The organism is Arthrobacter glacialis, from assembly GCF_002909445.1.
GTDB lineage: Bacteria > Actinomycetota > Actinomycetes > Actinomycetales > Micrococcaceae > Specibacter > Specibacter glacialis.
On sequence record NZ_PPXC01000009.1, the window covers coordinates 176,014 to 187,529 of the forward strand.

The following is an 11,516-nucleotide window of genomic DNA, read 5'->3' on the forward strand; positions in this document are numbered from 1 at the left end:
CTCTGGACGGAAGACCCGGCTGGGTGTATTCTGCGTCACCGTCTATAGTGGTCTGGGTGACATTGAAAGATGTCCCGGGAAAATTTTGAAAGAGGACCACTGTGCACGATCGTATCCGCCATGCCGGGTTGTTGGAGAAGCGTATGTCAGCCGAGGCGGCAGCAGCGCTGATTAAGCCCGGCATGACAGTAGCCATGAGCGGCTTCACAGGCGCCGGCTACCCCAAGGCTGTCCCGCAGGCACTCGCCGTCCAGATGGAGGAAGTGCACGCCAAGGGCGAATCGTTCAAGATCAAGGTTCTCACCGGTGCGTCCACCGCCCCCGAGCTCGACGGCGTTCTCGCCAAGGTGGGCGGCATGGAACTGCGCCTGCCGTACATGTCCGACCCGGCGCTGCGCAAGCGGATCAACGACGGCGAACTCGACTACATGGACATCCACCTGAGCCACGTGGCCCAGCACACCTGGTTCGGCTTCTACGGCGACATCAACATTGCCATCATCGAAGTGGTGGGCATCCGTGAGGACGGCACACTGATTCCGTCGTCGTCCGTGGGTAACAACAAGACCTGGCTGGACATGGCCGACGCCGTAATCATTGAGGTCAACAGCCAGCAGTCGGCTGCCATGGAAGGCATGCACGACATTTACTACGGCACCGCACTGCCGCCGCACCGCAAGCCCATTTTGCTGGTTGATCCTGAAGACCGCATCGGTGTTCCGTACCTGCACGTTGACACGGACAAGATCATTGCCGTTGTTGAGACGGATGCACCGGACCGACTCTCCGCTTTCGCTGCCCCGGATGAGGCCTCCAACCAGATCGCCTCACACCTGCTGGACTTCCTCGACGGCGAAATCGCCAAGGGTCGCATGACCAACAAGTTGCTGCCGCTGCAGTCCGGCGTGGGCAACATTGCCAATGCTGTGCTGGCCGGTCTGTCCCGTGGCGGTTACCGCGGCTTGAAGGCTTACACCGAGGTCATCCAGGACGGCATGCTGGAACTGATCAAGGACGGCACGCTGGCTTTCGCCTCTGCTACTTCCTTCTCGCTGTCCGAGGCTGGCATTGAGGAATTCAACCGCAACGTTGACTTCTACCGCGAGCGTATCGTTTTCCGCACCCAGGAAATCTCCAACCACCCCGAGCTGATCCGCCGCCTGGGCTGCATTGCCCTCAACGGCATGATCGAAGCCGACATTTACGGCAACGTGAACTCCACCCACGTGGTTGGCTCACACGTCATGAACGGCATCGGCGGCTCCGGCGACTTTGCCCGCAACGGCTTCCTGTCCGTATTCATGTCCCCGTCCACTGCCAAGGGCGGCAAGATCTCCGGCATCGTACCGATGGCCAGCCACGTTGACCACACCGAGCACGACACCATGATCCTCATTACCGAGCAGGGTCTGGCTGACTTGCGCGGTTTGGCCCCGAAGCAGCGCGCCCGCGTCATCGTTGAGAAGTGTGCGCACCCTGACTACAAGCCCATGCTGGAGGACTACTTCGCGCGCGCTTCCCGTGACTCCTACGGCAAGCACACACCGCACCTGTTGGGTGAGGCGCTTTCCTGGCACCAGCGCTACATCGAAACCGGTGACATGCGCCCCTAGTTTGACCGGCTCGATGCCCCGCTATCACTTTCCTATGGGCAGTGAAAGCGGGGCATTTCTATGTCCTTTTGGTTAGTGGCAGTTGAGGCATAATCAAAGACGAACAATACGTTTATGTGAGCACTGGGATGCTTAACGTTTTGGCATCAATTTGCTAGGTCTCAAATGCCAAGGCGATTCACAATGGGGGAAAATACTTTGAAGAAACTTTGGCAGACGATTCTCGGGGGATCGGCGGTCACCGCGATTGCATTGGTTGGCATGTTGCCGGCTCAGGCAGCGCCCGGCGATGTGGCTGTTCCGGACAGCAATCTTAGAAGCTGCATGAACGTCGCCTTGGGACAGGCCCCCGATGCAGTCATCACTGAAACACAAGCGGGATCCTTCACCGGTGTACTCAGTTGTGCTACCCGCGGCATCACGTTGCTCACAGGGCTTGAAGCATTCACCTCAGTGAACGAAGTTGATCTCCGCGGCAACAATTTTCAGGACCTATCTGCCTTGGCTGGGTTGACGGAGCTTACCGTCCTGCAGCTGTCAGAAAACGACATTGTCAACATTTCTGCGCTGGCAGGTCTTGGCAAACTCCAGACTCTGGGCCTGAATTACAACAACGTCGTGGACATTGCTGCTGTGGCAGGCATGCCCAATCTGGCGGACTTGGGACTGTTTGGGAACAATGTTGTTTCCGTGGAACCTTTGAAGCTCCTGACGAGCCTCAAGCATGTTGACCTCTACGAAAATGACGTTGCGGATGTCTCGGATCTGAGCGGCTTGGCCAATCTCACCTTTCTGCGCCTGTCCAATAACAAGGTCACGGACATTTCCGGCTTGGCGGGTCTTGCCAACGTGGAAGACCTGCTGCTGTCTGAGAATTCGATCACTGACATTTCTCCGTTATCCGGACTAACCAATTTGGAAGGTCTCTTCTTGTCCGGAAACCATGTGGCAAACGTGGCCCCCTTGGCGAGTCTGAGCAACCTTGAAACGCTGGACATAGTGGACCAGATGGCCGTTCTGCCCGCCATTTATGTGGGCGCAAACCAGGAATCGCCGATTAAGAGCACTGATGGCACCACCATCATCCCTGTCTCCACCACGGCCCAGGTCAACGCACAGACCGGGGCGTGGAGATTTCCCCAGGCTGGCAGCAACGAGCTGACATGGGCCGTCAACGTTGGCATCGCAGGCAAACAGTTCAGCTTCGCCGGAACGATTCAGCAGCAGTCCTTGCCCTCCGGGCTGGTGGTGACGGCTCCGCAGGACAAGTCCATAGCAGCTGGCGCTGATACCAGCTTCTCTTCCACGGCAACATCTGCCGTCGGCACAAACAGTGTTGTGTGGGAGTCAAGCACTGACGATGGAGACACCTGGGTGGTAGTTCCGGGAGCCACCACCGCCGTGCTCTCCATTGCTGACGCGGGCGTGGAACGGACAGGCACCTTGTACCGGGCCACCTATACCAATAGTGCTGACGGGGCCGTTGTGAGCAGCCTCCCTGCAAGGTTAACTGTCACGGCGCCCACAGTGGAACCCACAGTGGACCCGACACTGCCATCAACAACGATTCCCTCAACTACGTCCGCGGCACCCTCAACGACTGCCACCGCGGCCGCTGCGCCGCTTGCCACCACGGGCGCCAATTCGCCGTTGATGGTTGCAGGAGGAAGTCTGGTCCTGCTGGCACTTGGAATGGTTTTGTTGTCCGCCAGACGCCGAACCAACAACCGCACACACTAAACTTATTTGGCCCGGGCTATCTGCCCGGGCCAAATTTTATGGTTCAGTTGACGCTTAGGCTGTGTGTGCCGCCACGGCTGCGGCCAATTCCTCCGCCATCATGTCCATGTTGATGGCCACGGCGACATTGGCGCCGCCCTGGGCCGCAGCCAAAACGGTGGCCTTCATGTCCGTGACATTGCCGGCCGCCCATACGCCGGGAATGGCCGTCAGCCCCATTTCATCGGACTCAATGGTCTCGCCGAACGGGTTGGCGGTGGGCACCAGTCCAAGCCCCGCCAGGAACCCAGCCCGCGCCACCACCCGCGATTGCACAGTCAGGGCCTGGACCGGGTGCTGGCTGCCGTCGGCCAACTCAACGCTGCTGACGGCGTCGTCCGTGCTGTGAATCCGGGCCACTGAGCCGGTCACCACAGGAATCCCGCGTGCAGCCAGCTGCTCAAGTTCGGCTTCGGATGGCTGGGGTGCGTTGTTCAGGAACAGCGTGACGTTGGCCGACCACTGGCGGAACAACAATGCCTGATGGGCAGCAAATGTACCGTTCCCGATGACACCGATGGCTTGGTCCTGAATTTCCCAACCGTGGCAGTAGGGGCAGTGCGCCAAGTCCTTGCCCCACCGTTCGCTCAGCCCGGCAATGTCCGGAAGCTCATCCACCAGTCCCGTGGTGACCAGAACACGCTTGGCCTCAAAGCTTGCGCCGCTCTCTAGGGAAACGCGGTAGCCAGCATCCGTCCGATCGGCACTGACAACCGTGCCGTCCTCAACGCGCACATCGTAGGGTGCCAGGTCGGCGCGTCCCAGCCGGGTCAGCTCGAGGGGAGCAACGCCGTCGCGCGTGAGAAAACCATGCACGCCCGCCGCGGGGGCATTGCGGGGCTGGCCGCAGTCGATCACTGTCACCGAACGGCGTGAGCGGCCCAGCAGGAGTGCCGCGCTGAGTCCGGCTGCGCCGCCGCCAATAATAATTACGTCTTGCATGGTGTCCGCCTTTTGCTGGATTTCGTTGTCCCTCAATCCTGCGCGGAATCGATACGGAGTGGCAATCTTTGTTGCCGAAGTGGCAAACTCAGTCCATGAGCGAAGAAACTGAGGAAGTACTGTCCGGAGTTGGGCAACGACTCAAGGCGCTGCGGCTGCAGAGGAACAGAACATTGGCGGACCTTGCTGACGCCACGGGGATCTCGGTGAGCACATTGTCGAGGTTGGAATCAGGATTACGTCGGCCCAACCTTGAATTGCTGCTGCCGTTGGCGCGGGCCTACGCTGTTCCGCTGGATGAGCTGGTGGGCGCGCCTGCCACGGGGGATCCGCGCATTCACCTGCGGCCCATGAAACGCAACGGGCAAACCATTGTGCCGCTGACCAGGGGCGCCGGCGGGCTGCAGGCGTTCAAGCACTTGCTGCCCGGCGGGACGTCGCTGCCGCAGCCTGAGCCCAAAGTTCATGAGGGGTACGAGTGGATGTACGTGCTCCGCGGCCAGCTGCGGGTGGTGCTGGGGGAGCGCGACTTCGTGCTCAAACAAGGTGAAGCTGCGGAGTTCGATACCCGCACCCCGCACTGGTTTGGCCGCGCATCAACGGACAGCGTTGAATTCCTGACGCTGTTCGGGCCGCAGGGCGAACGCATGCACGTCAAGGCTGCACCGGCGAAATAGCGCCCACGGACGCTGTCGCACTTCAGGTGGGCCGGACCGACGTCGTGCTTGGTATATTGGGCGAAAAGTCTAGGGGACTAACGTGGCGACAATTGTTTTGGTGCACGGGCTCTGGTCCGACGGCACAAGCTGGGCCAAGGTCATCACGGAGTTGCGGGCCATGGGACACCATCCAGTGGCGGCGCAGTTGAGCTTGGAGTCCTTTGGCGACGACCTTGCCTCGGTGCGCCGAACCCTCGCCACAGTTTCCGGCCCAGTCCTTTTGGTCGGCTGGTCCTACGGCGGCGCGGTGGTTGGCGAAGCGGCCCGCGGAACTGACTCCGTGAAAGCGCTGGCTTATATTGCGGCCTTTGCCCCGGCTGAGGGCGAATCCGTCAGTGAGCTGTCCCGGAAGTACCCCGGCAGCCTGATCCCCAAGTATGTGGTGGTGGCGGACGGCCATACCTATATAGCCAGGGAGCATTTTGCTGATGTGATGGGCACCGACATTCCGGCAGAGGCTGTGGCGATTGCTGCGGCCACGCAGCGGATGGTCCGAATAGGCGTGGACGGGACAAAGGTGGGGCCGCCGGCGTGGCAGGACCTGCCCGTTCACTACTTGGTGGCCACCGAGGATCATGCGGTGCCGCCGGTTTTGCAGCGCGAAATGGCTGCCCGCATGGGTGCCACTGTTTCTGAGATCGCATCCGGCCATGCCCCGGTCATTTCACACCCCCGCGAGGTTGCCGAGTTCCTGGACAGGGCCTGCGCGGCAATGCTGTGAGTGCCGAGCAAGGGTTATATGAGGAGGAATTGTATGGATTATGACCTGGATCGATTTGTTGCGGCGCAGTCCCGCGTTTACGACGACGTCAAGGCTGAGTTGGCTGCCGGGCGCAAGACAAGCCACTGGATGTGGTTTGTGTTCCCTCAGGTCGCCGGGCTGGGTTCCAGCGACTATGCCAAGCTGTACGCCATCTCCTCCCTGGCCGAAGCCGTCAGCTACGCGGCCCATCCCGTGCTCGGTACCCGGCTCCGCGAATGTGCGCAGTTGGTGCTCAATGTGCCGGGGCTCAGCGCGGTGGAGATCCTGGGAGGTATGGATGCGAAGAAGCTGCAGTCGTCCATGGCCTTGTTTGCAGCAGCGGCGCCGGAGGAGCCCGTCTTCGGCGAAGTCCTCGAGCGGTTTTATGGTGGCATGCCCGACCCGGCAACGGAAGCGATCCTGGCCCAGTGGCGTAGGGTCTGATTCGGCGATGTGCCGGGGACTTGGACGGCCGCGGCCTTGACCCGCAGCGTAGCCTGTACCCATGACCGCCACCGATGCCGGAACCGTCCCCAGCCGTTACCCAACGCACCACGTGGTGAACCAGCCGCCACCGCGGGTGGACGTCAACGAATTTGAGACGAACATCCCGCTGAGCGAGTACGTGCACTCCATAGGGGAAGCGGGTGCGGCGCAAGAACTTCAGGCGACTGGCGCCGTCGTCGGCTCAACGCAGTTTCAGGACGACGCGCGGCTGGCGCACAATTGCCCGCCCACCCTGCACACGCACAGTAAATATGGTCAGCGGATCGACCAAGTGGAATACCACCCGTCCTATCACCGCATCATGTCCCAGGCTGTTGCCGCCGGTGCCCATACGTCGGCCTGGGCCAACCCCGGTGCGGGCGCCAACGCCCTGCGAGCGGCACAATTTATGCTGTTTGCTCAGGTGGAACCCGGCCACGCCTGCCCCATTTCCATGAGCCACGCGGCGGTGGAATCCCTGCGCCAGGCTCCGGAACTGGCGGGGGAGTGGCTGCCCCGGCTCTATTCAGGGCAGTATGACCCCGAGCTCAAGGCCGGCAAGGCGGGTGCCTTGTTCGGCATGGCCATGACCGAGAAACAAGGAGGATCGGACGTCCGCGCCAACACCACCCGCGCCGTCCCGGATGGCGAACGGTTCCTGCTCACGGGCCACAAGTGGTTTTGCTCAGCACCCATGTCGGATGCATTCCTGGTCCTGGCCCAGGAAGACGCCGGATTGGGCTGCTTTCTGGTGCCGCGTGTATTGAACGACGGCGCACTGAACACCTTCATGATCCAACGGCTCAAGGACAAGCTGGGCAACAAGTCCAATGCCTCCTCCGAGGTGGAGTTCGCCAACACCCTCGGGTGGCGGATTGGCGATCCCGGGCGTGGGGTGCGGGCCATCATGGGCATGGTGGGCCAAACCCGGTTGGACTGCATTCTGGGCACCGCCGCCGGGATGCGCCAATCTGTGGCCGAGGCCGTGTGGCATGCCCGCCACCGCAGGGCATTTGGCGCCCGGCTCATCGACCAACCCGCCATGAGCAATGTGGTGGCGGACCTGGCCCTTGAATCTGAGGCGGCCACCGCCGTGAGCATGCGCCTGGCACGGGCCTTCGACAACGATGCATCGCCGCAGGAACAGGCGTTCCGGCGCTTGGCCACGGCCGTCACCAAATACTGGGTGTGCAAGCGCGGACCCAACCACGCCTACGAGGCCATGGAATGTTTGGGCGGTAACGGTTATACGGAGGATTTCCCGCTCGCCATGCGGTACCGGGAGCAACCGGTTATGGCCATCTGGGAAGGAACCGGAAACGTGATCGCCTTGGATGTTTTGCGGGCCATGTCCACCGAGCCCGAGTCGGTGGATGCCTTCTTCGCCGAGCTGCGCCTGGCCTCGGGCGTCCACAGGGTCTTTGACGACTTTTCCGCCCAACTCAAGGAACAGCTGGCCCCCATCCGGTCCGCGCCGGCAGATTTTGCGGGCCAGGCCCGGAACATTGTGGAGAAGCTTGCTCTCGCCCTGCAGGCCTCGCTGCTGCTCCGATTTGCCCCGGCCGCGGTGTCCGACGCGTTCATCGTCTCCCGGCTGGGACCCGACCGCGCCTTCAACTACGGCAACCTCCCGGCGTCGTCCGATCTGGCAGTGATCCTGGCCCGGGCCTGAAACAGACAGGAGTGCACGGCAAAACAAAAGGGTGGGTGCCGGAGAAAATCCGGCACCCACCCTTGTACTTTCCTAGCTGACTAGTGGTTCGCTGAGCGTCGGCGGGTGGCTGCGAACAGCACCCCGCCGCCGATGACCAGCAGCAGTGCAAAGCCGCCGATCAACGTACCGCTGACGCCGGTGCTGGCCAGGCCGCCAGCCGCTGCTGCGGTAGTGCTTGTACCGGCAGCAGTGGTGACGCCCGGCTGCGAGCCGCCCGCGACGGTCAATGCAAGGCTGACTTGCACCGACCTGCCCTCGGCGCTGGTGCCGGCAATGACCACGGTGTGGCTGCCAGCCGGGACGTTGGCTGGCAGTGTGGTGCGCAGCGTAACGGTGCCGTCGTCAGCAACTTTTGCAGCGCCCAGGAGGATGGGTTCGGAGTGCAACGTGAACGATGCGCTGGTTCCGGGCTTGAAATTCCGGCCCGTGATGGTCAGTTCCCCGCCCGGTGCCAAAGTTGCGGTGCTCAGGGTGCCCGCCGCGGAGCTTGTAGGCGTGCTCGACGGCGATGCCACCGGCGAGTTACTGGGTTCCGGTGCCGTTGTGGTGGCCGGTGCTGTTGTGGCCGGTGCTGTTGTGGCCGGGGTAGTCGTCGCGGGTGCCGTTGTTGGCGGAACCGTGGTTGCCGGGGTAGTCGTAGCTGGCGCGGTGGTGGCGGGGGCTGTCGTGGCTGGCGCCGTGGTGGCCGGGGCTGTCGTGGCTGGTGCCGTTGTTGCCGGCGTGGTGGGATCCACCTGGCCGATGGCCAGCTGCGAGAAGCCCACGGAGGGGTTGCCCGTGATCTTGTTTCCGAAGAAATCGCGTTCCGGGGCGCCCGGAATGACCTTGCCTGCACCCAAAACGGGCGAGTTGGTGTTCGGCTTGAATACCGAAGCATTGGCCGGAGCATCGGACAGCAATGACAACTGTGGTGCCGTCAGGAGTGAGCTGGTGGCGCCGGGCAGCGGGGTCACATTGTTGAAGAGGTTGTTCGATCCGGTGATGGTTGCCTGACTGGAACTTGCCCAGTAAACCGGCACCGAGGTGTTTTGCCGGGTGAAGATGTTGTTGGTGAAGTTCAGGACGATGGATCCCGGTGCAGCATTGCCGATGGTCTTGACAGCGCCATGGTTCGTGACGCCAGCAATGGTGGTTTGCGGAATGAAGATGGTGTTGTTGTAGATCTGGCCGTTCTTGGCGCCGGAATTGCACACCCAGAATGACGTGTAGTGGTCATTCACCGAGAGGTTGTAGCGAATGGTGAAGTCCTTGGCCTCCCCAGGCATGTTGTTGCCGTAGGGACAGATGAGGAAGAATCCGCCTTCATTGTCATGCGAGCGGTTGTACTGGAACAGCATGCCCTGGCTTGAGTGGTCCACATCGTAGGACATGCCATCCAATTGGCTGTGGCCTCGGCTGGTGTCGTTGTGCTGGAAGGTGACGTCAACACTGTTGGCCGACCACATTCCGGCGTTGTAACCGCCCGAGCGCAGGTGGAAGCCTTCAAGGGTGTTGTACTCCACCAACGTGTCCTGGGCCGTCATGGGTGCAATGCCGTCGCCACCAATGCTGCGAAGGACGTTGTTGCGGATCACGGAACCGGTGATGGGGTGCCAGGGAGCGGTGCACAGCTGGCCGCTCCAGAACGCCACCAATTCCGGGCGCATGCACCAGTTGGACCAGAGGTAGATGCCCTCGCGATCCACGTTAACAATGGTGTTGTTTTGGATGAGCAGATCCGGGAACTCTGTTGCCGTTGTGGTGCCAAGGGCTTCCACAACAATTCCACCGGATGCGCCGGAATACTTGCCGGCGGGGAGTGCCCCGCCCATGGTGGAGGGCATCTGGCCGCGGACATCGTGAATGTTCAGGCGCTGCAAGGTGATGCCGTGGCGGTCGCCAGTGTTGGTGGCCTGCACCCAGACGCCGCGGCGGGCGCTCTTGCCGTCGCCCATGGCCGAGAGCTCAAGGTCCTGCACCGTCACGTATTCGGAATCTTTCACCCAGAAGGCCGTCTCATTGCCGTTCGCCTCAATGCGGGCGTTGGCTCCCACACCGTAGGATCCGTAGGTGATGGGGGCTGCTGCGGTGCCGGAATACTGCGCATGTACCTGCCCGACGCAGGACGATCCGCGTTTGAAGGCGACGGCGTCGCCGGGCTTGAGTACTGCCGTCAAGTTCATGTTGCGCACGCCGTCGTAGGGGGAGGCCTTGGTGCCCACACCGTTCGTGGTCGCCGCGCAGTCAACGTAGTACGTAGTGGCTGTGCCAACGGTGTCCATGGTGGATGTCAAAAGTGCTGTGTTTGCCCCGTACAGGTTCACCGGATCGCCGGCATCGGCTGCAACAGTGGGTCCGGAGATGGCCAGCAGGCCTGAAGCTGCCAGGGCCAAAGCGGCCAGGGGAACCCCCAATTTAATACCAAATTTCACGCGTTTACCTCTCAAAATAAGCTATGCCCACCCGCAGGCTGACGAACAGGAATTTGAATGTGGTGCGGAAGCGGTGATGAACGCGAGTCAGCCATTGCTCGGATGGGAGCGCCGCGACGAGGACACGAAACATGATGTTATCGATCACATTCGCATGCTGGCGTCTATGTTGTCCAGCAATTAAACAAGTAAGTCGAAACGTGTCTGCCAGCATTTGTGGACACACGGCGCGTTGGTGCAGTCAGGAATAGGAGTGCAGCAGTAGGTGCAGGGGTGATTGCTTGTCTTGCCTGGGCGTTCGCCCGGCCGGCCCACCGCCCACGTCCCGTTGGCCGCGGGCGGTGAGTCACGGCGTCGTGTCTAAACAGAAGCTGCCGGAACCCGGCAGGCATTCTCCTGCGACACCCGGCGCAGCAGCGCCCACAGCAGCAAGCCAATGGACAGTGCCGCCAGCAGCGGTTGGAGTGGCTCAAAGAACGTCATGGCGCCGGAGGTTCCCAACGCCAGCAGCACCAGCTTGTTGCAGACCGGGCAGCCCACGGCGAAGAACGCCAGAACGGACGCAGCTACGCCGGACTTGTTCGTGCTGCCCGGCCCGGCAAGCGGTGAGGCCACATACGTTGCCATCAGAAACCCCGTGAGTGCGGAACTGATGATCAGCGCCGCGTGTGACCACCACGTGGGTGGAATCTCCCGGCCAAAGAACGGATTGGGAATCAAGTCCGTGGGGATGGCCACCACCACGAACGCCAGCGCGGCCACCACGGCAGCCACCACCCAGCGCCGAAGCGGCCAGGCGCGGAGATTGCTCGCAAAAGTGCTGGCCATATCAGTCCTTGTGCGAGCCGCGGCGCTCTGCAACGCGCGAACGCCACAGGTAGGCGCTGCCGGCAAGCAGCAAAACCGCCAATGCAACCAGCCCGAAGGCAACGTTGGAAACATTGTGCGAGATCGCCGCAATCCACGATTCCGCCTGATACTGGGCGTCGATGGTCAGCACGCCACCCAGGGACGATGTCCCCTGCGTGGCCAGCAGCAGCACGCCAATGCCCACGGACAGCACGCCGGAAACAACCATCCACACGGAGTTTTCCCACGGGCCCAGCCGGA

General features: G+C 61.8%; 9 protein-coding genes and 1 pseudogene. 6 read left to right on the plus strand and 4 right to left on the minus strand.

The window, feature by feature from the left end; translation table 11 throughout:
• Positions 1–101 precede the first annotated feature (101 nt).
• On the plus strand, positions 102–1,613 hold the full coding sequence (gene scpC, locus CVS27_RS13060; RefSeq protein WP_103466175.1) for a succinyl-CoA:acetate CoA-transferase ScpC: 1,512 nt from the start codon (positions 102–104) through the stop codon (positions 1,611–1,613).
• A 183-nt stretch (positions 1,614–1,796) separates the two neighbouring features.
• Positions 1,797–3,353 carry a leucine-rich repeat domain-containing protein gene (locus CVS27_RS13065; protein WP_165788307.1) on the plus strand — a complete coding sequence of 519 codons (1,557 nt, stop codon included), beginning with the start codon at positions 1,797–1,799 and terminating at the stop codon, positions 3,351–3,353.
• Between the two features lie 54 nt (positions 3,354–3,407).
• Here CVS27_RS13065 and CVS27_RS13070 read toward each other — a convergent pair whose 3' ends face one another.
• Positions 3,408–4,334 carry an NAD(P)/FAD-dependent oxidoreductase gene (locus CVS27_RS13070; RefSeq protein ID WP_103466205.1) on the minus strand — a complete coding sequence of 309 codons (927 nt, stop codon included), beginning with the start codon at positions 4,332–4,334 and terminating at the stop codon, positions 3,408–3,410.
• Positions 4,335–4,429: 95 nt separating this feature from the next.
• Between CVS27_RS13070 and CVS27_RS13075 the strand changes: the two genes are divergently transcribed.
• From CVS27_RS13075 to CVS27_RS13090, 4 genes are all read left to right on the plus strand, one after another.
• A complete protein-coding gene (locus tag CVS27_RS13075; RefSeq protein ID WP_103466206.1) occupies positions 4,430–5,011 on the plus strand; it encodes a helix-turn-helix domain-containing protein in 582 nt (193 codons plus the stop codon).
• Positions 5,012–5,093: 82 nt separating this feature from the next.
• Entirely contained in the window at positions 5,094–5,774 is a 681-nt protein-coding gene (locus tag CVS27_RS13080; protein ID WP_103466177.1) for an alpha/beta fold hydrolase, read from the plus strand.
• A 33-nt stretch (positions 5,775–5,807) separates the two neighbouring features.
• A complete protein-coding gene (locus CVS27_RS13085) occupies positions 5,808–6,239 on the plus strand; it encodes a DUF1810 domain-containing protein (protein WP_103466178.1) in 432 nt (143 codons plus the stop codon).
• Positions 6,240–6,300: 61 nt separating this feature from the next.
• Positions 6,301–7,953: an acyl-CoA dehydrogenase family protein gene (locus tag CVS27_RS13090; protein ID WP_103466179.1), complete on the plus strand. Its 1,653-nt coding sequence runs from the start codon at positions 6,301–6,303 to the stop codon at positions 7,951–7,953.
• Positions 7,954–8,033: 80 nt separating this feature from the next.
• Here the strand turns inward: CVS27_RS13090 and CVS27_RS13095 are convergent, their stop codons facing one another.
• The 3 genes and pseudogenes from CVS27_RS13095 to CVS27_RS13105 all read right to left on the minus strand — a co-directional run.
• Positions 8,034–10,406 carry a right-handed parallel beta-helix repeat-containing protein gene (locus tag CVS27_RS13095; RefSeq protein ID WP_103466180.1) on the minus strand — a complete coding sequence of 791 codons (2,373 nt, stop codon included), beginning with the start codon at positions 10,404–10,406 and terminating at the stop codon, positions 8,034–8,036.
• 360 nt (positions 10,407–10,766) lie between these two features.
• A complete protein-coding gene (locus CVS27_RS13100; RefSeq protein ID WP_103466181.1) occupies positions 10,767–11,234 on the minus strand; it encodes a hypothetical protein in 468 nt (155 codons plus the stop codon).
• Position 11,235: 1 nt separating this feature from the next.
• Positions 11,236–11,516: pseudogene (locus CVS27_RS13105) on the minus strand (cytochrome c biogenesis CcdA family protein); the annotation flags it as partial.

Coding starts and splice junctions, on each gene's coding strand:
- CVS27_RS13075 (WP_103466206.1), top strand. CDS start 4,430: ATGAGCGAAGAAACTGAGGAAGTACTGTCCGGAGTTGGGCAACGACTC.
- CVS27_RS13085 (WP_103466178.1), top strand. CDS start 5,808: ATGGATTATGACCTGGATCGATTTGTTGCGGCGCAGTCCCGCGTTTAC.
- CVS27_RS13100 (WP_103466181.1), bottom strand. CDS start 11,234: ATGGCCAGCACTTTTGCGAGCAATCTCCGCGCCTGGCCGCTTCGGCGC.
- CVS27_RS13065 (WP_165788307.1), top strand. CDS start 1,797: ATGGGGGAAAATACTTTGAAGAAACTTTGGCAGACGATTCTCGGGGGA.
- CVS27_RS13090 (WP_103466179.1), top strand. CDS start 6,301: ATGACCGCCACCGATGCCGGAACCGTCCCCAGCCGTTACCCAACGCAC.
- CVS27_RS13070 (WP_103466205.1), bottom strand. CDS start 4,334: ATGCAAGACGTAATTATTATTGGCGGCGGCGCAGCCGGACTCAGCGCG.